The organism is Amygdalobacter nucleatus, from assembly GCF_029167365.1.
Lineage (GTDB): Bacteria > Bacillota > Clostridia > Saccharofermentanales > Fastidiosipilaceae > Amygdalobacter > Amygdalobacter nucleatus.
In genome coordinates, this window is the sequence record NZ_JARFNM010000001.1 from 1,018,222 (window position 1) to 1,042,665 (window position 24,444).

Here is a 24,444-nt window from a genome sequence, read left to right on the forward strand (position 1 = left end):
GGCAACTGTAATCAACACTAAGCTAAATCAGCTGTAATTTTTTCAGTTACAGCCTGAATTGCAGCCTCAATCTTTGTAGCATCCTTAGCACCAGCTTGCGCCATATCAGCACGGCCACCGCCGCCGCCACCTAAGATGCTTGTTGCTGTCTTAGTTAATGTGACAGCGTTAAGTTTACGTTCAGTCAAGCTCTTGGAGAGCATACAAATAAGTTGTAACTTGCCAGCATTTTTATTGAATAACATCACTACTGCTGGTTCTAACTGTTGACGATAAGCATCGGCTAAATCGCGCAATACATCAACTGAACTTACCTCAACTTCTTGAAGCAAAACATTAACGTCTTTGATCTGCTTAACTTGTTCCTTCAAGTTATTGGAATTGTTATCTTGGAGAAGCTTATGCTCCAACTCATTAATTCGCTTATCACGCTCTTTGATTTGTTCCTGTAAATGATTTACACGGCTACCAATATCCTTAGTTGGGCACTTCAAGTTATTAGCCAAATCAGCTAATTGATCATGCTCTTGGAATGTTAACTGATAAGCAGCTGGTCCTGTCACAGCATCAATCCGGCGAATACCAGCAGCTGCTGAAGATTCACCAATAATTCTGAAGAAACCAACTTGTGAAGTGTGATCCAAGTGAGTACCACCGCAAAGTTCAACACTGTAATCCGTCATTGTTACAACTCGAACTTCATCTTCATACTTTTCGTCAAAGAGATGAATAGCACCACTCTTATTAGCCTCATCCATGCTCATATATTCAACTTGCACCGGCCAATCTTGCATAACTGCCCAATTGACGCGTTCTTCAATCTCACGAATTTCTTCGTTTGTCAAAGCTTGTGGATGGTTAAAATCGAAGCGCAGATAATCAGGACCAACGAATGAACCTGATTGTACTAATTGCTTACCAAACTTCTCACGCAAAGCTGCATGCAACAAGTGGGTAGCTGAATGGTTCTTACGAATCTTCTGCCGGCGCTCATAATCTACATCCAATTGATATGTTTCACCAACTTGAAGCGTACCATTTTGTAATACAGCATCATGGATATAAACTTTACGAATTGTCTTAGTGCAATTGTTGACAACAACTTCAGCATGATCGTTATAAATACGACCAGAGTCACCAATTTGGCCACCATTCTCAGCAAAGAATGGAGTTGTATCAAAGATCAAATATGCTGGAACTGGCTCAGCTTCACAGACTAACTTATCAACTAATTTCTTACTGCCATTTTCATCAACAATAATAGCTAACAGCTTAGCTTGATCACTTGTCTTTTCATAGCAAGTAAAGACAGATGATGGCATTTCTTTAAGCTCTTTAACTAAGTCAGACTTGATCCAAGAACTATCAGCCTTAGCTCGTGTAGCCTCACGCGCCCGTTCTTTCTGAATCTGCATAGCCTGATCAAAGCCAGCACGATCAATCTCCAAATTATTTTCATGTGCAATTTCGCTAGTCAAATCGACTGGGAAACCGTATGTATCATGTAACTTGAAGACAACATCACCTGGCAATATTTGCTTCTTGCTCTTCTTAACCGCTTGCATTGTCTCTTGTAACAAATTTAAGCCTTGACGCACCGTCTGGTCGAAGCGCTTCTCCTCAGCTTCAATTGTAGCCATGATGAAATCATGATGCTCTTCTAACTCAGGGTAAGCTGACTTAGAGCACTCAATAACTACTTCAGCCAACTTGGTTAAGAATAACTCGTCGATGTTAAGCAAACGACCACAACGGCTAGCACGACGTAACAAGCGGCGTAATACGTAGCCACGGCCTTCGTTACTTGGTGTGATACCATCAGCAATCATCATTGTAGTTGAACGAATATGGTCAGTTACAACTCGAATTGAAATATCATCTTGCTCGTTATCACCATATTTCTTATGCGCAATTTCACAAACTTTGTCCAAAACAGCACGCACAGTATCAACTTCGAACAAGTTATCTACGCCTTGCAAAATTGTAGCAACACGCTCAAGGCCAGCACCTGTATCAATGTTTCTCTGCTTCAAAGGATCATATGTGCCATCGGCTTTATGTTCAAATTGTGTGAAGACTAAGTTCCAAATTTCAACGTAGCGATCGCCCTTGTCCTCTTGGATACCTTCTTTTGGTGTTTCATTACCATACTTAGGGCCACGATCGACAAAGATCTCACTATCAGGTCCACATGGGCCTGTACCATGTTCCCAGAAGTTATCAGCCTTACTCATCTTGAAGATGTGGCTAGGATCTAAGCCAACTTTCTCTGTCCAAATTTGGAAAGCTTCATCATCTTTCTCATAAATTGTGACATAAAGAATGTCTGCAGGTATCTCAAGCACCTTTGTCAAAAATTCCCAAGCCCAAGGAATAACTTCTGCTTTGAAATAATCGCCAAAGCTAAAGTTACCGAGCATTTCAAAGAATGTGCCATGCCGAGATGTCAAGCCGACACGTTCAATATCTGGTGTACGAATACATTTTTGGCAGGTAGTGACCCTTGTGCGTGGTGGTTTCTCATCTCCACGGAAATAAGCCTTCATAGGTGTCATACCTGCATTGATCAATAAAATTGATGGATCGTTCTTAGGCACCAAGGAAAAGCTTGGTAAACGTAAGTGGCCTTTACTTTCAAAAAAGCTCAAATAAGCTTCGCGTATCTCATTTACGCCTAATTTTTTCATTATTTTGCGTCCTTATCTTAAAAACATTCAAGCGAAATTAATTAGCCTTTGTTGTATTTGCAGGTTGTGCTGAACCGTTATTATTAACGATACTGTCAATATCAGGAATGACTAATTCATCGCCAGCATAATAGTTATTGCCGTTATTGGTGATCTTTTCTGGATTAGCCTTGATCAATTCTTGCAAAGCTGCAGCTTGTTGATCTGCATCCAAATGATAATCACGGTAAACTTCTGAAATAACTTGAACTAGAGCTTGACCAGCCTTGATTTGGTACTTCTCAGGATGAGTTGGGCCAGGCACGGTTGTAGTCGGTGGAACTGTTGGTTCAGTTGTAGCAGCTGTTGTTGCTTCAGTTGTAACAGCTGTTGTTGCTTCCATCGTAACGTTGACAATTGAATCTGATGGCTTACTTTCTTTCTCATCGTCAGCAGCACTACTACCAAAGAAAGGTATCCAAGCTGGGAAATTGCCATCGTTAAAGAATTGTACCCAGATTAAGAAGCCTGCTAAAACAGCTAACAAAACAGCAAATAAGGAAGCTACGATTACTAAGCCTTTACCGCCGTTACCTTCCTCATAATCATCATAAGCTTCATCGAAATCATCAATTGGCTTCATGCTAACTTGTGAATTTGCATATTGCTTATTATTAACAGCTTCATTATTCTTAGCATTGTTGAGATCTGTCTCAACTTCATCATAAACAGTTGGAGCAGCTTGCTTCTTAACAGGCATCTTCACTTCTTTGTTGCTTAATAAATCTTCGACAAAACCAATCATGAATTGATAAGGTACCCCAGGCGCCTTCTCATCCATAAGCTCACCAACCATGCCAACAGAATCTGCTTGATCCTCTGCTGCATATAATAACTGCAACATGCTCTCTTGCCCGATAGTATCCATAACTTCTCGGCTACAAAGCATAATGCAATCATCAGGTTGCAAACGTGCAATATTTGAATATCTAATTGTTGCTGCCGTACCAGCTGAATAAACATACAAGTTAGGTACCTTACGTCCATGCGTATCAACTGCCTTCAATGGATATTCATCTTCAGTCAAAGGATAAAGAATATCATTACGGTATAGATAAACACAGCCACGGCCTAATGTAACAGCTGCAATCTCGGCATCTTTAACAATTAAGCCAGCAAAATAAGGTTGCTTAGCACCATTATCACCTAAAGTCATCTGACCAGATACATTGACGGCACAATCGGCTAAATCATTAATTTCTTCATCGATCTTCTTATCCGAATACTTCATGTCGTCATGAATCTTATCAAGAATTTCACGTTTCTTTTTATCGTACTTCTCAGTATCACCATTCAAATAAGATGAAGCATAGATGGCAAAAAAAGCACCAACGTCTTCACGATCAAGTGTAATATCTGCACCCTTTTCTTCTCTTTTTCCTGAGAAACGGCCATCAAGATAGAATCCATCAACAGCACCGGCCATGTTTTGGTACTTCGCCCCTACCGTGGTTGCTAACCTAGTTATCATTTCAGTCCTCTTTCTTCTGTTTAGACAGATTTAATTTCTCAAATATCATAAGGGCAACTTGCCTGTTCACTTACAATAAGGAACGCAAATCGCCACATGTTTTAATAAGCGAATACAAAATTCAGACATATCACTTTAATTTTAGCACAAACTAAGTAAAAGCACAGCTTGAGCAAGATCCCTCTTTACAGTAGTTAAGCGCACTCTTAGCCTGAGCTGTTCCACCTTCAGCTGTCTCACGCAAACTGGAAGGTATAGCTTCACCGACTTTTTTCTGCACATCAACCATTTCATCAAAAGGTACAATCATCTTTATGCCACTAGCAGCCATTGTCGCTGCTGTCACAGCATTAGCTAAGCCCATAGCATTTCTAACCTGACATGGCACTTCAACTAAGCCGCCAACTGGATCACAAACTAGCCCCAAGGCATTCATCAAGCTGATAGTTGCTGCTTGCATACCTGCATCTAAGTCATAGCCCATCAACTCGCAAACTGCTGTAGCTGCCATAGCCGAAGCTGAACCCACTTCAGCTTGACAACCACCTGTTGCGCCAGCCAAAGAAGCGTGTAAATTGATCAAGAAGCCAATGGCACCTGCTGTAAACAAAACTGCAATAATCTCGTCATCGCTCTTATGATGGTATTCTTTCATCAGTTGCATACAAGCTGGCAAAACACCGCTTGCTCCTGCTGTCGGTGCAGCCACGATTTTACCCATGCAAGCATTGTGCTCCAAGGTAGCTAGAGCATATGCTAAACCTTCACTAATTTCTAATCCACCTGCTACATGGTCTTCTTTTTTTAAGAAATCATGCAGGCGTTTGGCTTCACCACCAATCAGCTTTCCCATTGAGCGCTCTGGCTTCTCCAAAGCAATCGAAATAGCTGTCTGCATCGTTTCCCAGACATAAGCCATTTTCTCAAGCACCTTTTCACGTGAAAGATGACTTAAAGCAATTTCACGCCTGATCATAAACTCACTAATAAGTAAATTTTTGCGCTTACAAGCTTCTACTAACTCTGAAGCACTCGAAAATAAATAATCTTCAAGTTGATATTTCTCATCATCACTGTTAAGGCTATCAGTATCTTCCTGAGTTTTAGCTTGCTCTTCAATTTCATCATTTCTTAAAACTAAGATCCGTTTAATAGCCGGTAATTTGCGCAATTGAGCCAGAGCGTGTTCAGGAATAAGTGAATCAGTTTCAACAAATGTATAGGCATTTGCTCCCTTTTTTTCTCTAAAAAGATTCAGGAAGGCAATATTAACATTTTCCTCACTCAAGCACTGAGTAATATAGGCTAAGACACCAGCTTTATCGATTTGTTCGACTACAATCGTATTCAAGCGACCTGAAAAATCGACCTTGATTCCATTGATCTCACTGATTTTAGCGCGTCCTCCACCCAAAGATTGTCCGACAACACTTTTACAATTATTGTCAGCGTCATACATCTCAACCCGAACTGTATTAGGGTGCTCAACTAATGTCTCTTTATCGTAAACATATTCATACTTCATGTGAGCCAAAGCAGCTTCCGAAAAAGCTTGTCTGATTCTAGTATCATCGACATTGAAGCCTAACAAACCAGCTAGCAAAGCTCTATCTGTACCATGTCCTGATGTTGTTTTAGAAAAGCTACCATACAAGGTAAAGCGCACAAAAGTAGGTGTGACATTGCCATTGATCAAACGTGCCCAATTAGCAATGCGGCAAGCACCAGCTGTATGTGAACTTGATGGTCCAATCATCACTGGACCAATTATTTCAAAACAAGATAAATCTAAATTTAACATCTTTGACCTCAGCAAATAGCTAGATACTACTTATCACAAACGACCGTGTCTGCCTTCACACAAGTATATAATTTCTTAACTTGCATAGCCTCAGCTATCTTGTCACTTGTCTCTTTGTCGCGCAAAATTGCCAAAGTCTCTAAAGCTAAAGGTAAGCAAGCAGCTGGTCCATTACCAGTTAGATATTTGCCACTTCTCACAACCATAGCATCTTGCACGTAATCACAATCAGGCAATTTATCCTTGTAACTTGGTGCGCATGTCAAAGTCAAATTATCAGTTAAGCCAGCTGCATGCAAAACATATGGGCCGGCACAAACAGCTACAATCAACTTGTCATCAACAGCCAAAGACTGAACAATATGCAAAACCAAAGGATGGGCAGCTAAATTCAAAGCGCCAGGAATACCGCCTGGAATATAAACAGCATCAATATCATAAGGGGAAATATCTTCAATTAAGCTATCACAAGCAATTTTCACACCATGGGCAGATGTAATTGTGGATTGGCCTGTAATTGAGCAAAGCTCAACTGAAACACCAGCTCGGTTCAACACATCATACATAGTCAGAGCTTCTACTTCCTCTGTACCATCAGCTAACAAAATCAGCATCTCAAGTTCATCATTCATTTAAAATACCTCTTTCAACTTGCAGCTAAAATAATTACTTTTATTGTACAGCATTTTCACTTAAAATATGGTGACTCAGGTTAAGAGCGCTCAACACAATTTGATCCATATTGTAGTACTTATATTCAGCCAGACGACCACCATAATAGAAATTAGCTTCCTTATCTGCTAATTCTGCGTACTTAGCATAAATTGCCTGATTTTCGTCATCATTAACAGGGTAATAAGGTTCCATACCTGCTTGCCATTCACAAGGATATTCCCGTGTAATAACAGTTTGGGGCTGGGTTCCAAAATTAAAATGCTTGTGTTCAATAATACGTGTATAAGGAATTTCTCGTTCAGTATAATTGACAACCGCATTGCCTTGATAATTAGCCTTATCTAGTAATTCTGTTTCAAATTTCAAGGAACGGTAGGCTAATTTGCCAAAACAATAAGCAAAATACTCATCTAAGGCACCTGTATAAATTACATACTTAGCTTGGTTTTGTAAGTTTGCTTTGTCAGCTAAATAATCAATATTTAGTCGAACTTCACTTGTTTTTAGCAAATTTTCAACTAATTCCGTATAGCCATTTACAGGTATACCTTGGTAAGGATCATTAAAGTAATTGTTGTCATATGTGAAACGAACTGGCAAACGCCGAATGATAAAAGCTGGCAAATCCTTGCAGCTTCTGCCCCATTGTTTTTCAGTATAGCCTTTGATCAATTTCTCATAAATATCAGATCCAACTAAACTGATAGCTTGTTCTTCTAAATTTTGAGGTTCGCCTTTAATTTGTGCCTTTTGCTTGGTAATGACAGCCTCGGCTTCTTCTGGTGTTCTGACAGACCAGAGGCGATTAAAAGTATTCATATTAAATGGCAAATTATAAATTTCGCCCTTGTAATTGGCAATTGGACTATTTGTAAAGCGATTAAATTTAGCAAATTGATTAACAAATGTCCAAACTTGCTCATTAAAAGTATGGAAAATATGAGCGCCATATTTGTGCACATCAATTCCAGCTACTTTCTCCGTATAGCAATTACCAGCTATATGTTCTCGCCTGTCTACAACTAGACATTTCTTGCCACTTTCACTCAAGACATGAGCAACAACGGCTCCGAATAAACCAGCTCCGACAATTAAGTAATCGTATTTGGCTGTATTATCCTGTGTACGCATAACTTGCCTCCTAACTTTAGCTATAACTAGCCTAAAACAATATCAGCTGTTTCTGCTCCTAAATACTTAATAAGATCCTTAGGATTTAATTTTAATTGTAAACCTCTTTGACCACCTGAGACCAATATAAAATCGAGATCTTCTGCTTCCTTGGCAAAAACTGTTTTAAATTGTTTTTTCATACCAACTGGGGAGCAGCCACCTCTAACATAGCCTGTTAAAGGTAACAAATCAGCTAAATTGAGCATCGAAACGCTCTTGACATCAAAGACACGTGCTACTTTTTTCATATCCAAATTGGCTGCTACAGGCAAAACAGCCACAAAATGCTGGTTACCATCTTTCAAAACCAAAGTTTTAAAAACATGCTCAACTGGCTCGCCTACACTTATTGCAACATGCACGCCGGACAAGTCATTCTCATCAACTTCGTAAGTCAAAACTTCATATGTAAGTTTTGCTTGATCTAATTTACGCATTGCATTAGTTTTTTTCATGTATATACTCCTTAGACAATTATCGCTGATTTTAGACTAAATTTCATTATTGAACAACCCAGTCAATGACTGGGTTGTGTAAAAAAACTTTAACTTTTTGAGTAAGCTTAAGCATTACGTTTAACAAAATAAGCTTCCTGAATTTTAGGTTGAACTTTAATCATCTGATTTTCAGTTTCTAAATTGGCAATTGCGTCAACCACATCCATACCATCTATAACCTTAGCAAAAGCGGCGTATTTACCATTTAATGAAGCTGCCACATTGGAATTTGAGGCTAAAACAATAAAGAATTGACTGCTTGCTGAATCCATTGATGTTGCGTTACGAGCCATTGAAACAACTCCGCGCTCATGATTATCAGCCAAATCATTTTTGACACCGTTATCAGCAAATTCACCTGTAATAGTTTCCTTAGCTCCACCTGTACCATTGCCATTAGGATCACCACCTTGAATAACAAAACCTGGGACTGCGCGGTGGAACGTTAAATTGTTATAGAACTTGTCCTTAACTAATTTTTTGAAATTGTCAGTCGTAATTGGCGCCTTATCCTCAGCTAACTCCATAACAATCTCACTACCATCTGCCATTTTCAGCATAACTAGATTGCTTGCTTCGTCGCATCTAACATATTTTGACTGCTTGGCACTTGTTTGAGCAACTGTCGTAGCTGTTACAGATTTAGACTTACTACAAGCACTTAACGGCAGAAGACATAGAACAGAAATTAAAAGCAGACTAGCTGTATATTTCAATTGGTTAAATTTCATAGCATACCTCTCATTCTAATTGGTAGCTGAAGATTCTACAGACTCACTATTAGCATCAGCATTTTCAGCATCTAAATTGCTTAAGAATTGTTTACGAATTGCCACAATATCCAAATTTTTAATCGTTACATTGCCTAGGACTAAATCAGGTTGATCGCTTGTCTTCGGTAACTGCATGCAGACAAGTTCTTCATTCGAAATTAAGCTTTTGGCTAAAGTCTTAGCAATAGAGAATCTGGAAGCATCTGTTGTCAAGCAACCCAACAAACGTCTAACGAAATGCCAACGATCTAAAAGTTTAAGGTCGTTAAACTCCTTACTAATTTGCTGCAACAAGACAGCAGCCACAAGCTGACCCTTTTCATCTAAGCCACCTAAACTAGCATAGGAAACTGCCAAGACGCCATTGGCAATGGATTTCTCCTTATACTCTTTGATGTTCATTTTCTTATGCTCGGCTTTATCATCGCTATTTAATAAATTCTCTAGCATAAGTTCATTTTTCTCTAAAGAAGCCAATGTGCTATCATCAATCTTCAACGCAATACCTTTGATTGAATCGACCAAATCAACTAATTTACTAGCATTCAAAAGGTAGGTATTTGTGATATGAATACCTAAATTATGAGCTAAAGTTGAGCTAAGGGCCGTAGCTCCACCATAAAGCCAGCTCTGGCCTAATGGATTGTTGCCCATACCAGCAAAATTAACGTAAATATTAGGGCTTACAAATTGTAAAACTTGTCTATGACTGACACTATTTTGACTGAAAATAGCCATCATGACATTGTTGTTCGTTTTCTCTTTATCACCTAAATTCAACACGATCAAATCATGCTGCCAGTTACTTGCTTGATCTTCATTGGTTCCCTTGACGACAACTTTCTCAAGCTGATCATCAAAATCTTGCAAATCTAAAACATACTGACTTAAGTCTATAATTGCCGCTTGGCCTATGCCATCTTGATTATTCTTTTCTCCCTCACTGACAAAGGCATAACTAATTTCGTCCAAAGCACTATTGATCAACGCTAAGGCTAAAGATGTGCTGATAATGATTAACGATAGTAAGACAGCTAACAGCTTCTTTAGGAAACGAAAGTTACGATTTTTGGTACTGATTCGCTTGGACCGCATAAATGCCCTCTTTCTCACAGTCAATGTAATAATTTTAAGCAGACAAACTCAAAAAAGCAAACTTTGATCAGCTTATTTGTGCTTTTCTTTGGTCAAAATCGACTCTGAAATTCTAATCGCCGACCAAATTGCTAGCATCAAATTGTAGCCGCCACAATCACCAACTAAGTCAAGCATTTCGCCACCAACATAGCAATTTTCTAATACTTGCAAAGAAAAATCACGTGGATTAATCGCCTTTAAATCGACACCTCCTAAGCTAACTTGTGCTTCTTTCAAGCTTAATGTCGATTGAATTATTAATGGCCAATTACGCAAATAATAAAGCAAATTTGCCAAAGATGCCTGTGTCAGATCAGGCCAATATTGCTCTAACTGTTCCTCAATAATGGCCATCAACTTAGATGGTAACAATGCAGACAACAAAAAATCTAACAGAGCCTTTGTTAAATGCACTTTTGCTAAATCAGTGGACTTATCAGTTTTGAATTTAGTTTGGCACGCAAAATTACACCTAATAAAATCAAGTATGTCGGCATCTGTAAGTTCGTCTAACAAATTTAATAATAGATAATTGGCTTGCGCTGGTTTAAACTTTGGCCACAAAAATTCAAGTCGTTTAAGATGCTTTTGTAAAGTCTTTTGTTCAGCTTGGCTTAATTTTTGCTTACATTCATTAGGTATATAAACTTGCTTGGCTAAGTCTTGCTGATAATAAGTAGCCAAAATCATGCTCACAATGCCGCTCAACCCATATTTAGCAAATAGAACTTCACCACGTTGACTGATAAATTCTCCATCAGTTAAAAGTAATTTGGCCTCGACTTTCAATCGTAAGCCCGTTAATCTTAAATAATTCGGTTTGGTCTGTAATTGCACCAAAGCTGGCAAACTGGCACGCATTGGCACATGCAAATTCTCTAAGGCTGTATAAGCTAAACTCGTTGCAGCTTGATTACATTGGCTAAGGCCACCTGCCGCCCAAACTAAATAACGAGTATTTACAAATAGCTTAGCTTCATTCAATACAGCCTCTAAGCCATAAGTATTTTTTTGTTTGGAAATACTTTTAACTTTACAGCTCAAATAAAAATGCACATTCTCGGTCTGACAGCTAGCATACAGTTTGTCTCTTAGCTGTTTAGCTGACAAAAAACGTGGATAAAGCCAATCAGCCTGATCTAGTAGAAATACGCCCACATTTTGCCAAAAACCTTTGACGGTACTTAATACGTCTAACTTTTCATCATCTAAGAATTTGCGCCAAAAATCAACGTAATCGGCTTCATTTTGCCAAGATAAGCTGTGATAAAATTCTCTTTTCCAACAATTATTCGCTAAATTGCAACGCCCGTTACCTGTTCTAGCTAATTTCTTGCCAACTTCTTGTTCACTATCTAAAACAGCTATGTCTAAACTAGGTGCTAACTTATGCAAACAAAAAGCTAAGCTTAAGCCACAAGCTCCAGCGCCTATAATTGCAACATCACAATTCAAACTATTCATCACTTTACTCACAGATATAGCTAATTAAACACGAATTACTTTGTTATCCGTCACAATTATCAAACGATTCTGACTATCTAAAGCAATTCTCACAATTTTACTACTGAGTTGGAATTTCTCACTCCGCATGGTTGACATATTGACCCGATAAACTTGCTGCCCATCAATCACAGCTGCATGTGTACGGCTACAAATTAAGCTATCAGGATTTGTCCCTAATTCAATTGAGTTACTTTCAGTCGGTTCGCTATCAGTCAAGTCAACATAATAAAGTTTTAAGTTCGCCTGAAATGTTTTAGCCGCCAAAATAGCAATGCCATGCAAAACTTCCCTAGCTTCTTTCAACTCAGCAATTGAGAACCAGCGTGTAAACTGCTGATCTACTAAGTGATAAACATCTGATTCGCTCAGCAAAATCATGCTGTTTGCGTTACTTTGCAAAATCAAAGGCAAGGCACCGTTATAATCAATCTGATAGTTAACAAGCACTTTCAGTGTCTTTAGACTAAAACGCGTAATTAACGGATACAACTTGACGCTATCTGTATTTAACAAGCTTAAATCTAAGTAACTAGCATCGGAAGAAAAAGCTGCCGACAATAAATAGCCAGCATTCTGCCTATCTTTAATATCATAATCTAACAAATGCTTACCGTCTGGATTCATCAAACGTAACGAACCTTTGCTTTTGTCAGGTTGCATGATTAAAGCTAAATGTCCATCATTAGCTAAGCGCACAGACTGAATGCTGGCTTTAGCTTTGGCCTTATAAACTAAACCATAGCGGTCAAATAAATAATAATTTTGGCCACCTAAATCATAAACAGCTGCAAAATTCTTATTCGAGACCAATTGAGGCTTAGCTAAATTCACTTTAACTGTTTTATTGCTCTGGCCCTGCATATTTAAATATTCAACTGAGTCTGTCGATAATTGCAAAACCGTATCATCAGTAAAAGGATAGAGACTAGCTGCATTACCATTCACCAAAAAGCCATCCAACGGTTTCTTGGCATTATCTAAGAAAATCTGCTCATCTAGAGCATGTTTACCTGGCACTAATAATGGGTAAATAAGTAAAAAAGCTAAGGTTGCTAGCATCACTAGCAAACAAAGTATCGATAATTTGAATAAATTTTTGCTCCTGTCAGCCATAATCACACTTCCTGCTAATCGTCGTTTAATTCTAGCTTAGCAAGCGCTAAAAATAAAGGTCTGTTTACTTACTCTGTATCTATTCAGTCATTAATTTGTACAAGGTTTGCAAAATCGTATCTAAGTAGTTAGTTTTGGCGCTACCTAGCAAAAGATCACGATGAATGACATAATGGCTGAAATTTTCATTAATAAATAAGTAATAGCTATTGTAATTAGCCTCATACAAGGCAAAATTCAATTTCTCACCAGAATTAAATTTAAATTTAAATTCGTAAACAGGCTCGCTTGTTTTATCTAAGAAAATCGTTTGCCAAGCTAAGTCAGAAGCTTGTACAGACTGAATATGTTGGAATAAAGCTTGCCACAAGCTATCTAATTGTCTAGCAACTTCACCCGATACGGCAATTTTGTTCACCTTTTTATTTACTTTATCTGTTTTCAAATCTAGCCACGTTACATTGTAATTATCTGGTAATTTCACGCCAAGTAATGATTTATCAAGTTCTTCAGCATAAATGCGTTTCTGATAATCCTCCAGCACATATTGCTTAGAAGCTGCTGGTAAATTAGGCGCAACGGATAAATCACGCAATTTTGGGTAATCTGGCAAAGTTTGTAAAACTGAACTTTCAGCTTTATCAGCTACGGAGGCATCGATTCCATTAAAGTCAGTCAACTCTAACTTCATACTATAATCTGCTTGCTTACATTCTAAGCTCTGCAAATTGCTTAAAGAAAAAGCAAATGGTTTAGCCCGAAAAAACAGATAATTTGGCAAACGTAAGGTCATGAAAGCCTTTTGTTCAACTAAATAAATATAAGGACTTGTACTCGTTTTAACATAATAGTAGTCCCCAACTTGTTTACCTACAATTATTTGCCATTTTTCTCCATTTAAAGTGCCAACTTTGACTAGGAAACTCGGTTTATAAAAGCCATATTTTTCCATCTGACTGGTACTCATAACAGAATTTGCATCTACCTCATCAATGCAATCATATGCTTCTAAGGTCTGGAAACGGCTCACAATTTCATGGGCAACTGTTTGGTTTAATAAATTGTAAAAGGGTCGATAGCTATACCAACGTTTTAAAGGTCGATCTAGATGCTCTTTTTTCTCACAATCGTGCTCTGGCCATGTAGAATAAGGTGTGGTCAACAAAGCATCAAAGTAAAAGCTATCGCTATGTCTAGCAAATGAAAAATATTCTGGTAAAAAGACATTAACTGTGCTACCTATTTTGCGAGAAACAAAGGATAATTTAGGTAGCAAAAAGTTCTTAATCTCAGGGCCAACTGTAAATACGACTGTCGAATTTTTAAATCTAAAATAATAACGATCGTTATCCTCAAAACTAGCTAATCCAACCTGCATCTCTATCTCTTGGCGGTTGTTAAACACGCACTTGATGATGGCTTTAGGTTGTTTAAGGCCATATTTCTCTAATTCAGCTTCACCATTTGAAACACTGACACTGTAAAAAGGCAGATTATCCAACGTATCAAGTAAGCGTTCAATAACATTCACATCAACTTTGGCTACACTTGGCTCTAACAATCGCCACTTAACATTATGATTAGTCACTGTGACATCATCTAATGCCTGTGTAATTTCACGATTAAGATGAACTTTATATCCCTTCTTCTCCCAATTTTCAATTATTTCCTGCACATTGAGCAGAAATATATTGCCCATTTTACTTTTGACTTGTACAGAAGAAAGCTTATTAACATCAAGCTTCAATAGATTACCTAACTTGCCTGATGGCTGTCTAACTTCAGCTTGTTGCAAGCCTAAATCGGCCCCTAACGCAAACAAGCGAAAGAGCACAAAAACAATCAGCAAAAAACTTAAGCTATACGCAGCTAGATGAATAACTTTACTTTTGTTCATAGACTAAATTTGTAAACTCGGATTAACACGTCTTAAGAAACGCAAAGTTTTAGAGACTAATTTATCATTGAAAGCAACAATTACTGTATGCTTTGCGCTCAATGGATGTAAGCGTCCCTTCAGTTGTAACAAAGAGCCATTTGACTTTTGGGCCTGACTTAAATCTAAGGCAAAATAATGTAAGTTAGCATCTTTAGCATAGTAGTTAGGACTTAAATCACATTTAGCTTTGGACTTAGCCTGCACGAAAGCTGCCTGATTTTCGATAGAATCAGCACTAAGTAAGCTCTTTAAATCAGCCTCATAAATTACAGCCCGCCGTTTTTTATTGTAAATAATAGCTACTGTCAAATTCTCATTCACTAGTGCATACTCATACTCAACATAGAGCGCATCTTTACAATAAAGAATCAGACAAGCACTTAAAAATGCATAAATTAAAAGTATATAAGGCACATACAGTAACACAAATATAGCTCCAATTAAAATCGCTAAGCTCAAAGCCAAAAAACTAAACAAATATGTTTTTGGCGTCTTAACTGGAAACAATTGCTCTAAATATACATCTTCCATCATAAAATTGCCTCTCCATTCTGAACTAATTCTAACATAAAAAAGGCAACGGGTTTAAGCCGCTGCCTTTCACATTTAGCTAAAATCAGCTAGATTTTAGTACATACCGCCTGCGCCTGGCATTGCTGGCATAGCTGGAGCTTCTTGCTTAGGAATATCAGCTACACAAGCTTCAGTTGTTAAGAGCATAGCAGCGACAGAAGCAGCATTTTGCAAAGCTGACCGAGTAACCTTGGCTGGATCAACAATACCATTCTTGATCATATCCATATACTCATCTGTCAAAGCATTGTAACCAACACCAACTTCAGCCTTCTTCACGCCTTCAAGAATAACGCTGCCATCCAAACCAGCATTGACTGCAATTTGACGAACAGGCTCTTCCAAAGCGCGCATGATAATGCCAATACCTGTCTTAACATCTCCGCTAGCAGCCTCATACAATGGTTGTAACTTGCTTAAGATGTCAACATAAGTTGTACCACCACCTGGTACCATACCTTCTTCAACACCAGCACGCGTTGCAGACAAAGCATCCTCAATTCTGTACTTGCGTTCTTTCATCTCTGTCTCAGTAGCAGCACCAACTTTAATAACAGCGACACCACCAGCTAACTTAGCCAAACGCTCTTGCAACTTCTCCTTATCAAAGCTTGAGCTTGTAGCTTCAATTTGAGCCTTGATTTGCTTTACACGTTGATCAATCAAGTCCTTATTACCAGCACCATCAACAATGATTGTATTGTCCTTGTTGACCTTTACTTGACGGCAATGACCTAATTGGCTAATATCAGCATCTTTTAAGTTGTAACCTAATTCTTCGCTAATCACTTGACCACCTGTCAAGATAGCAATATCTTGCAACATCTCTTTACGGCGATCACCAAAACCAGGAGCCTTAACAGCACATACATTCAATGTACCACGTAACTTGTTGAGAACTAAGGTTGAAAGTGCTTCACCTTCCAAATCATCAGCGATGATAAAGAGCTTAGAACCGCTTTGAATTACTTTCTCTAACAATGGCAACAATTCTTGAATATTGCTAATCTTCTTATCTGTAATCAATACGAATGGATCGTCCAAGACTGCTTCCATCTTTTCCATGTCTGTGCACAAATAAGCTGAAACATAGCCACGATCAAATTGCATACCTTCGACAACTTCCAAAGATGTCTCCATAGCCTTAGCTTCTTCAACTGTGATAACACCGTCTTTGGAAACTTTCTCCATTGCATCAGCAATCAATTCACCGATACGTTCGTCGTTAGCTGAAATAGAAGCAACACGAGCAATATCATTCTTGCTTGCAACTGGTACGGAAATTTCTTTGATACCGTCAACAGCAGCTTGTACAGCTTGCTTGATACCTTTTTGCAAAATAATTGGGTTAGCGCCAGCTGCAATGTTCTTCAAACCAGCCTTGATGATAGCTTGAGCCAAAACTGTAGCTGTTGTTGTACCATCACCAGCTACGTCATTTGTCTTAGTCGCAACTTCTTTAACTACTTGAGCACCCATGTTCTCGAAGCGATCTTCTAATTCAATTTCTTTGGCGATTGTTACACCATCGTTTGTGATAATTGGTGTACCAAATGATTTATCCAAAATAACGTTACGGCCCTTAGGTCCTAGTGTAATCTTAACTGTATCTGCTAATTTATTAACGCCAGTTTCTAAGGCTTTACGTGCATCTTCATTATATTTAAGTTCTTTAGCCATACTCTTCACTCTCCTTATCTAATTATTCAACAATTGCTAGCACATCACTTTGTTTCAAAATTGAATAAGTCACGTCATTTAACTTAACTTCAGTACCTGCATATTTGCTACAAATAACTTGATCTCCAACCTTTAATTCCATCTTGACATCTTTCGTACCAGGACCTACAGCTACAACTTCAGCTACTTGTGGTTTCTCTTTAGCTGAATCAGGTAAGAACAAACCAAACTCATTCTTAGTCTCTTTCTCAATCATTTTGATCACGACACGATCTGCTAATGGTTTAATATTCATGGTCTCCAACCTCCTTAATTCAATTAGTCAATCACTAATTCATTTAGCACTCTAACTGTTCAAGTGCTAACAGTTGTTATTCTAGCACACTAAGCAAGAATAATCAAAGTCAGACAAGGTCAAATACGTTTTTTCAAAAAATGTTTATAAAATTGTCGAATTTAAGCTTGCCAAGCTTCGCTGTGCCTATAGTGTCATTAGCCTGTACATTATAACTTCAGCATATAAAAAGTCCCTTCACAAAGTGAAAGGACTCATATTCAAAAAATGCTTTATACTTCAAACTTTGTAGCCATTTGGATTAGCTGATTGCCAACGCCATGTATCGCGGCACATATCTTCTATATTATGTGTAGCTTCCCACCCTAAGACACGCTTAGCTTTGGATGCATCAGCATAAACTGTAGCAGGATCACCTGCACGACGGCCAACAATTTTGTAATTTACTTTAATGTTGTTTACCTTTTCAAAAGTATGTACCAATTCAAGCACGCTGGTACCCTTACCAGTACCAAGATTGAAAGCGTCAATACCCTTATGCTTCAAAGCATACTCCAAAGCTTTGATATGACCACGAGCTAAGTCAACAACGTGAATGTAATCACGAACACCCGTGCCGTCAACTGTTGGATAATCAGAACCAAAGACTGACAATTCAGGCAACTTGCCAACTGCCACTTGGGAAATGTAAGGCATCAAATTATTTGGAATACCATTCGGATCCTCACCAATTCTGCCACTTTCATCAGCGCCAATTGGATTGAAATAACGTAAGAGGCAGACGCTCATCTCAGGATTAGCAAAAGCTACGTCACGCAAAATTTGCTCGATCATCAACTTTGTCCAGCCATAAGGATTTGTACATGGGCCAAGTGGCATATCTTCTGTTAATGGCATAACTTCACTTGCGCCATAAACAGTTGCAGAAGAACTAAAAATAAAGCAATGACAATTGTATTTTTGCATCATCTGCAATAAGCCTAAACTAGATACTAAGTTGTTATCATAATACATAAGCGGCTTATAAACAGACTCTCCGACAGCCTTAAAGCCAGCAAAATGAATAACAGCATCTATCTGGTTCTGTTGGAAAATTGCCTCTAACTTAGGCAAATCCTGAACCTGTGTCTCCACAAATTCAACTTGGTAACCTAACAATTCCGCTAAGTGATCCAAAACAAGCGGTGAAGAATTAGAGAAATCATCCACAACCAGTGTATGATAACCAGCTCTCTCAAGCTCTAACACAGTTTGTGCACCAATATAACCTGTACCACCAGCTACTAAAATTTTGCCCATATTCACCTCCTAAAACATATTCCTCAATAATTTTTACTCGTTGTCAGTATCAGCATCGATATCAAACTTTGGACGTCTTGGCTTAGCCTCAAATTGACCAAAGCTATTATGATTCTCACGTCTTGCAGCGTAAGCATTGTCACGATTGTCACGATCATCACGGTTATAACGTGAACCTCTATTATGGCTTTCGCCATCACGATTACGGTAGTTGTTTCTCTCACCATAGCTGGAACGATTGCCGCTACGACGTTCATTACGTGTTTGTGGCAAACTAGAAGCACCTGGCAAGCAATCACGCATTGACAAATTCACTCTACCTTGTTCATCCACTTCAATGATCTTAACCTTGACTGTATCACCAACATGCAAAACCGATTCGATGTTATCGATACGTTCCAAAGCAACTTTTGAAATATGAACCATACCCTCTTTGCCTGGCAAGTATTCAACAAATGCACCAAAGCTCATCAAGCGTGTGACAGTACCTTCGTAAATCTCACCAACTTCTGGCTCACTCACAATTCCTTCGATCATCTTAATTGCTTTCTTACCTAATTCTTCATCCAAGCAAGAAACATAGACATGACCACTCTCATCAATATCAATCGTTGAATTGGTCAAGCTAATGATTCGATTGATAGTCTTACCAGATTTACCAACAACCTCACCAATCTTGTCAACTGGAACTTCTGCTTGATAAATCTTGGGAGCCCAAGCAGACAAATGCTCACGTGGAGTTGGCAAACAAGGCAAGATAATATCGTTGATAATTTTGAGACGTCCACGTTTGGTCATAGCAAAGGCATCACGAATAATATCTAAAGTTAAGCCTTTGACTTTAATATCAACTTGAATAGCTGTAATACCTTCAGTTGTACCAGCAACTTTGAAGTCCATATCGCCAAAGAAGTCTTCAATACCTTGAATATCCATGAAAACCTTGTAATCATCAATATTGTCTTTAGCAGTAATTAAGCCACAAGAGATACCCGCAACTGGGCGCTTGATTGGCACACCTGCTGCCATCAAAGCCAATGTTGAAGCACAAACTGAACCTTGTGATGTAGAACCATTAGAAGACATAACCTCAGATACGTTACGAATTGCATAAGGGAATTCTTCCTTGCTTGGTAAAACTGCTAACAAGGCGCGCTCTGCTAAAGCACCATGGCCAATTTCACGGCGACCTGGTGAACGTGATGGTTTAGCCTCACCTGTGCTATAACCTGGGAAATTATACTGGTGAATATAACGCTTCTCTGTATCAGTAGACAAGTTATCAATTGCTTGAGAATTAGCCAAAGAAGCAAGTGTACATACAGTCACAACTTGAGTTAAACCACGTTGGAACCAAGCTGAACCGTGTGCGCGTGGCAAAAGATCAACGCCACAGCTAAGTGAACGAATTGTATAGAAATCACGGTCATCAACTCGTTGTTCATTGTAGAGATAGGATCTAACTACTTCTTTCTCAAGGCTGTACATAATCTCAGCTGCTAAAGCTTGCTTAGACTCATCATCGCTAAAGTGTTCTCTTAATTTGCCAGTCAAAGCCTCAACTGCATTGTCGCGTGCAACTTTATCTGTTGTCAAAACAACGGACTTCAACTCATCCATGACAAGCTTACGACTCTCTTCTAATAATTCACTAGGTACAGCACTAGAAGTATAAGTATATTTAGGTAGTCCAATCTCAGCTACAATCGACTTAATAAAGCGGCAAATCTCACTGATAACCTTATGTCCCTCAGAAATAGCTTCCAACATTACATCATCTGGCACCTCATTTGCACCAGCTTCAATCATGCAGACTTTATCCTCAGTACCAGCCAATGTGACATACATATCAGAAACATCGCGTTGATGTGCATCTGGATTTATAACAATTTTGCCATCTACCAAACCCAAGGCAACAGTTGCTGTTGGGCCATCCCAAGGAATATCAGAAATAGCTACGGCAATTGAAGAACCAATCATAGCAGCCAATTCTGGCTCGCAGTCCTGATCAACAGACATAACCAAGTTATTCACATGCACATCGTTACGCAAATCCTTAGGGAATAATGGACGCAAAGGACGGTCAATTGCTCTTGAAGTCAAAATTGAATTTTCAGAAGGGCGACCCTCACGCTTCATAAAGCCACCTGGGAATTTACCAAGGGCATACATCTTTTCTTCGTAATCAACACTCAAAGGGAAAAAGTCAACACCTGGACGAGGTTCCTTAGAGGAAGTTGCGGTTGACAATACAACTGTATCACCATATCTAACTAAGCAAGCTCCGTTTGCTAACGGTGCTAAATGACCTGTTTCAATCACTAATTCTCGGCCTAAGAGGTCAAATGTAAATTCTTTCTTCACTTTATTTCTCTCTTTCTCATTTATCCTTTTTATCATAGCATTTTTTGTTCTTAGCACAAGCATTAAAGACGCCAAAATCGCAATACAAAGCTAAAAATTTCAAATTAAAGTTGGAAAACTTGATGATATAAAAAGAGCCTGAACTTTTATTCAGGCTCCGAAGATAAAAAATTACTTACGCAAATTCAAGCGAACAATCAATGAACGATAACGTTCAATGTCAACCTTCTGCAAGTAACCCAACATGCTGCGACGCTTACCTACCATCATCAATAGGCCACGACGGCTGTGGTGATCTTTCAAATGGCTCTTCAAATGCTCTGTAAGATGATTGATCCGTTCTGTCAACAAAGCAATTTGAACTTCTGGTGAACCTGTATCACCCTCATGTGTAGCATACTCTTGAATAATAACTGCTTTTCTTTCCTTATCCATGTCCTTTTCCTTCCTATTCTAACCTTGAACTGAGCTTAACTTTGGACTTAAGTCATGCTAAGTAAAAGGCGATTTAGCAAATTAATTAGTCGTTTGACTTAACAATGTTGATGTCAGCGCCCTTGCCATCATCATCACGATATGAGCTTGGGAAATCTTGCTCTTCCTTTTTCTTGCTCATGGCCATTGCAGAGCCTTCTGTCTCACCCAAATTCATAACAGACTTAATGCTGATAGAAATACGACGACGCTCCAAGTTGACTTCCAAGACACGAGCTTGTACTTCATCACCTGGCTTCAATACATCTTCTGGTTTCTCAATACGATGATTGCAGACTTGTGAAATATGGCACAAAGCATCTACATCAGGTGCAATGTTGACGAATACACCATAAGGCATGATACGTGCAACTTTACCATTAATAATTGAACCAACAGGATACTTCTCTTCGATTTGGAAGTATGGATCATCCTCGATCTTACGATAGCCTAAAGAAATACGCTTAGATTCGCGATCGAAGTCCTTTATGTAAACCTTAACCTTGTCACCGATCTTAACAACTTCCTTAGGATGACGAATGTGCTTCCAAGAAAGCTCTGTAATATGGATCAAGCCATCCAAGCCACCTAAGTCAACGAATGCACCGAAGTTTGTCAAGTTACGAACTGTACCTTCGTAAACATCGCCAACTTCTAAGTTGTCCCAAATAGCTTCTGCTTGTTTGTCACGAATAGCAGCCAACAAGCTACGACGTGAACCTGTCACACGTAAGCGACGGTTGTTGCTATCATCAAAGGCTGTAATCAAAATCTCAATTGTCTGACCTACATATTGATCTAAATCTTCGACTGTGTGTAATTCTAATTGTGTACGATGGATATAGATGTCAGCTCCACCATAAGAAGCGATAACGCCATCCTTAACCTTGTTAACAATCTTAACTGTAACAGGTGTCTTCTCTTCGAAGGCTTTCTTCAATAACTCTTTGTACTTATTGAAATCTACTCTAGCCTTAGAAAGCAAGATCTCCTTGCCCATCTCTGTGTTACGAATGCTACGAACATAAATTTCAACCTCTTCATGATCAGCAATTGCTTTATCCAAGTCGAAATCAGGTGTCTTCAAGAATTCGCTCATTGGGATTTTGCCTTCAGACTTGTCTTTAACATCTACATAAACGAAATCCTGGTCATAACGAACGATCACACCCTTGATAATTTCACCGCGTTTCAACTGCGGGATATTCTCGATGAAATCAGAAAAATTGACATCGCTGCCCGCTTCTGCTTTGTTATCGACAACTGCTTGGTCGTTAGGAACTTCATTAGCTAAAGTTTCTTGGTTCTTGGTTACTTCTGTGTTCTCATTCATTATGCGAATGACCTCCGTGATAATACTGTCTGGCGCTGAGGCCGATGCTGCTATGCCTACGTGCTTAGCAGATATTAGACCTTGACGTTTAAGTTCAGCCATTTCAGCTGCGCTCTCAATCAAGTAGGTTGCTCTACAAACCTCAGTCGATAGGTCAACTAAACGCTTGGTATTAGAACTACTTCGATCGCCAATGATTACCATGACGTCCTTCATCTGAGCCAATTCCCTTGTGGCTAGTTGTCGATCAACTGTCGCTCTACATATTGTATCAAAAACGAGCATTTCTTCAAGATGTAAAGAAAAATAATTTAAAATTTTTGTAAATTCCTGATGGTTAAATGTCGTCTGCGCCAATAAAACACTAGGGACCCGTGTAATATTAAGTTTTTTCGCCTCATCCAAGCTCTCTACCACCAAACAATTGCCAGGCGCAAAGCTCTCTTCACTGATAATTTCTGGATGGCCGCGATGTCCCGCTAGGATAATTTGGTAATTTTTGGCGTGATACTGTGCTATTTTCTGTTGAATAAAACGCACATACCCACATGTTTCATCAATAATCGTACATTCCTTAGCCTTAAGCAGTGCTAATTCTGTTTGGGTTATGCCATGTGCTCTGATGAGAACACTGGCTTTTGCTGGTACTTCACTGGTTTTTTCGACTAAGACAAAGCCACGTTCAATCAAGGATTGCACAACGTGTTTGTTATGAATGACAGCACCATACATATAACATTTTTGGCCATCTAATATATCGGCAATTTTGTATGCCTTTTGCACAGCTCTTTTGACGCCATAGCAAAAGCCATAACTAGAGGCCAGTGTATAACTTTTAGCTTGTAAATTGTTGCCTTTACTTTGTGTGCTCATTATGCCTTTCTTTGAACTGTTTCATCTCATCGTAGGTCGGATAATCTTTTTTGGCCAAGGTATATACTTTTCTCATTAAATCATAAGCTATCTCATCATCGCTTTGATCAGTATCATAAAAATCAGCCAAATCAAAAGCTGGCAGCATTTGTAATTCAAGCTTAGAGTGGAATTTAAATTCACCAGCGATACCTATCAATAAAACTCTAGCATGAGTTTTTCTAATCAAGTTTACAATTGTCGATTGTGGCTGATAAACAAGAAGTTCTTCTTTAGTCTTACAGCGATGGCCCTGGGGAAAGATGCCTACTATGCGCTTATCTTTCAAACGTTTGATGATAGTTTTGATAGCAGTTAAATCCAATTTGTGCCTATTAAAAGGAATTGCCGCCCATTTTCTCAAAAAATTACCGAACAAAGGTACGTCAAATAGCTCATTTTTGCAAACCCAATCAATCCATGCCGAAACTGCCAATATAATTAAAGGCACATCCCAAAAATTCTGATGGTTAGAAATGATAACATACGGCCGTTTAGTTTGCTCATCTAATGCCAAAATTTCGCTATTTAAGCGATTAAAATCTGGTGAAATTGTAATGCAATAATAACGACGTAAACCAAATTCGACCAGCTTAATCACGCTTCTTCGCCAGCCTTTTGCAAGCTGAAATGTCTCTGGCAAACTTTCAATCTTAGGTTTCTTGGAATCAGCAACATTTAACGGCACTATTTTCACCAACTT

General features: G+C 38.8%; 18 protein-coding genes and 1 pseudogene. All 19 read right to left on the reverse strand.

Features of this window, described 5'->3' with window-relative positions:
* Positions 1–17: 17 nt before the first annotated feature.
* The 19 genes and pseudogenes from alaS to PYS62_RS04705 all read right to left on the reverse strand — a co-directional run bounded on the left by alaS (position 18) and on the right by PYS62_RS04705 (position 24,429).
* Complete coding sequence (gene alaS, locus PYS62_RS04615; protein WP_066712283.1) at positions 18–2,687, reverse strand: alanine--tRNA ligase; 2,670 nt, start codon at positions 2,685–2,687, stop codon at positions 18–20.
* Between the two features lie 37 nt (positions 2,688–2,724).
* Positions 2,725–4,197, reverse strand: a complete 1,473-nt coding sequence (locus tag PYS62_RS04620) for a hypothetical protein (RefSeq protein ID WP_066712285.1) — start codon at positions 4,195–4,197, stop codon at positions 2,725–2,727.
* A 151-nt stretch (positions 4,198–4,348) separates the two neighbouring features.
* Positions 4,349–5,998 carry an L-serine ammonia-lyase, iron-sulfur-dependent, subunit alpha gene (sdaAA, locus tag PYS62_RS04625; RefSeq protein ID WP_066712288.1) on the reverse strand — a complete coding sequence of 550 codons (1,650 nt, stop codon included), beginning with the start codon at positions 5,996–5,998 and terminating at the stop codon, positions 4,349–4,351.
* A 26-nt stretch (positions 5,999–6,024) separates the two neighbouring features.
* Positions 6,025–6,630: a DJ-1 family glyoxalase III gene (locus PYS62_RS04630; RefSeq protein WP_066712291.1), complete on the reverse strand. Its 606-nt coding sequence runs from the start codon at positions 6,628–6,630 to the stop codon at positions 6,025–6,027.
* Positions 6,631–6,670: 40 nt separating this feature from the next.
* On the reverse strand, positions 6,671–7,804 hold the full coding sequence (gene glf / locus PYS62_RS04635) for a UDP-galactopyranose mutase (RefSeq protein ID WP_066712293.1): 1,134 nt from the start codon (positions 7,802–7,804) through the stop codon (positions 6,671–6,673).
* Between the two features lie 26 nt (positions 7,805–7,830).
* Positions 7,831–8,301, reverse strand: a complete 471-nt coding sequence (gene ybaK, locus PYS62_RS04640) for a Cys-tRNA(Pro) deacylase (RefSeq protein ID WP_066712297.1) — start codon at positions 8,299–8,301, stop codon at positions 7,831–7,833.
* Between the two features lie 107 nt (positions 8,302–8,408).
* Entirely contained in the window at positions 8,409–9,074 is a 666-nt protein-coding gene (locus PYS62_RS04645; protein ID WP_315574164.1) for a peptidylprolyl isomerase, read from the reverse strand.
* A 15-nt stretch (positions 9,075–9,089) separates the two neighbouring features.
* On the reverse strand, positions 9,090–10,211 hold the full coding sequence (locus tag PYS62_RS04650) for an LCP family protein (protein WP_066712299.1): 1,122 nt from the start codon (positions 10,209–10,211) through the stop codon (positions 9,090–9,092).
* Positions 10,212–10,283: 72 nt separating this feature from the next.
* Entirely contained in the window at positions 10,284–11,717 is a 1,434-nt protein-coding gene (locus tag PYS62_RS04655; RefSeq protein WP_066712301.1) for an NAD(P)/FAD-dependent oxidoreductase, read from the reverse strand.
* A gap of 24 nt (positions 11,718–11,741) precedes the next feature.
* Complete coding sequence (locus PYS62_RS04660; protein WP_066712303.1) at positions 11,742–12,872, reverse strand: DUF5711 family protein; 1,131 nt, start codon at positions 12,870–12,872, stop codon at positions 11,742–11,744.
* A 79-nt stretch (positions 12,873–12,951) separates the two neighbouring features.
* Positions 12,952–14,769, reverse strand: coding sequence for a DUF4340 domain-containing protein (locus PYS62_RS04665; RefSeq protein ID WP_066712307.1), 1,818 nt, complete (start codon positions 14,767–14,769; stop codon positions 12,952–12,954).
* A 3-nt stretch (positions 14,770–14,772) separates the two neighbouring features.
* A complete protein-coding gene (locus PYS62_RS04670) occupies positions 14,773–15,345 on the reverse strand; it encodes a hypothetical protein (RefSeq protein ID WP_066712310.1) in 573 nt (190 codons plus the stop codon).
* Between the two features lie 93 nt (positions 15,346–15,438).
* Positions 15,439–17,064 carry a chaperonin GroEL gene (gene groL, locus PYS62_RS04675; protein ID WP_066712312.1) on the reverse strand — a complete coding sequence of 542 codons (1,626 nt, stop codon included), beginning with the start codon at positions 17,062–17,064 and terminating at the stop codon, positions 15,439–15,441.
* 22 nt (positions 17,065–17,086) lie between these two features.
* Complete coding sequence (locus PYS62_RS04680; protein ID WP_066712316.1) at positions 17,087–17,359, reverse strand: co-chaperone GroES; 273 nt, start codon at positions 17,357–17,359, stop codon at positions 17,087–17,089.
* Between the two features lie 279 nt (positions 17,360–17,638).
* Positions 17,639–18,658 (reverse strand): UDP-glucose 4-epimerase GalE, encoded by a 1,020-nt coding sequence (gene galE, locus PYS62_RS04685; RefSeq protein WP_066712319.1) that lies wholly within the window; start codon positions 18,656–18,658, stop codon positions 17,639–17,641.
* A 288-nt stretch (positions 18,659–18,946) separates the two neighbouring features.
* Positions 18,947–21,022, reverse strand: a pseudogene (locus tag PYS62_RS04690) (polyribonucleotide nucleotidyltransferase); the annotation flags it as partial.
* 171 nt (positions 21,023–21,193) lie between these two features.
* On the reverse strand, positions 21,194–21,457 hold the full coding sequence (gene rpsO, locus PYS62_RS04695; RefSeq protein ID WP_066712326.1) for a 30S ribosomal protein S15: 264 nt from the start codon (positions 21,455–21,457) through the stop codon (positions 21,194–21,196).
* An 85-nt stretch (positions 21,458–21,542) separates the two neighbouring features.
* On the reverse strand, positions 21,543–23,702 hold the full coding sequence (locus PYS62_RS04700) for a bifunctional 4-hydroxy-3-methylbut-2-enyl diphosphate reductase/30S ribosomal protein S1 (protein WP_066712330.1): 2,160 nt from the start codon (positions 23,700–23,702) through the stop codon (positions 21,543–21,545).
* Positions 23,686–24,429: a lysophospholipid acyltransferase family protein gene (locus tag PYS62_RS04705; protein WP_066712333.1), complete on the reverse strand. Its 744-nt coding sequence runs from the start codon at positions 24,427–24,429 to the stop codon at positions 23,686–23,688. Before PYS62_RS04705 ends, PYS62_RS04700 begins: the two co-directional genes overlap by 17 nt.
* Positions 24,430–24,444: the final 15 nt, after the last annotated feature.

Bases quoted from the DNA above. Each gene is read 5' to 3' on its own strand.
- alaS (WP_066712283.1), bottom strand. From the start codon at position 2,687: ATGAAAAAATTAGGCGTAAATGAGATACGCGAAGCTTATTTGAGCTTT.
- PYS62_RS04620 (WP_066712285.1), bottom strand. From the start codon at position 4,197: ATGATAACTAGGTTAGCAACCACGGTAGGGGCGAAGTACCAAAACATG.
- sdaAA (WP_066712288.1), bottom strand. From the start codon at position 5,998: ATGTTAAATTTAGATTTATCTTGTTTTGAAATAATTGGTCCAGTGATG.
- PYS62_RS04630 (WP_066712291.1), bottom strand. From the start codon at position 6,630: ATGAATGATGAACTTGAGATGCTGATTTTGTTAGCTGATGGTACAGAG.
- glf (WP_066712293.1), bottom strand. From the start codon at position 7,804: ATGCGTACACAGGATAATACAGCCAAATACGATTACTTAATTGTCGGA.
- ybaK (WP_066712297.1), bottom strand. From the start codon at position 8,301: ATGAAAAAAACTAATGCAATGCGTAAATTAGATCAAGCAAAACTTACA.
- PYS62_RS04645 (WP_315574164.1), bottom strand. From the start codon at position 9,074: ATGAAATTTAACCAATTGAAATATACAGCTAGTCTGCTTTTAATTTCT.
- PYS62_RS04650 (WP_066712299.1), bottom strand. From the start codon at position 10,211: ATGCGGTCCAAGCGAATCAGTACCAAAAATCGTAACTTTCGTTTCCTA.
- PYS62_RS04655 (WP_066712301.1), bottom strand. From the start codon at position 11,717: ATGAATAGTTTGAATTGTGATGTTGCAATTATAGGCGCTGGAGCTTGT.
- PYS62_RS04660 (WP_066712303.1), bottom strand. From the start codon at position 12,872: ATGGCTGACAGGAGCAAAAATTTATTCAAATTATCGATACTTTGTTTG.
- PYS62_RS04665 (WP_066712307.1), bottom strand. From the start codon at position 14,769: ATGAACAAAAGTAAAGTTATTCATCTAGCTGCGTATAGCTTAAGTTTT.
- PYS62_RS04670 (WP_066712310.1), bottom strand. From the start codon at position 15,345: ATGATGGAAGATGTATATTTAGAGCAATTGTTTCCAGTTAAGACGCCA.
- groL (WP_066712312.1), bottom strand. From the start codon at position 17,064: ATGGCTAAAGAACTTAAATATAATGAAGATGCACGTAAAGCCTTAGAA.
- PYS62_RS04680 (WP_066712316.1), bottom strand. From the start codon at position 17,359: ATGAATATTAAACCATTAGCAGATCGTGTCGTGATCAAAATGATTGAG.
- galE (WP_066712319.1), bottom strand. From the start codon at position 18,658: ATGGGCAAAATTTTAGTAGCTGGTGGTACAGGTTATATTGGTGCACAA.
- rpsO (WP_066712326.1), bottom strand. From the start codon at position 21,457: ATGGATAAGGAAAGAAAAGCAGTTATTATTCAAGAGTATGCTACACAT.
- PYS62_RS04700 (WP_066712330.1), bottom strand. From the start codon at position 23,702: ATGAGCACACAAAGTAAAGGCAACAATTTACAAGCTAAAAGTTATACA.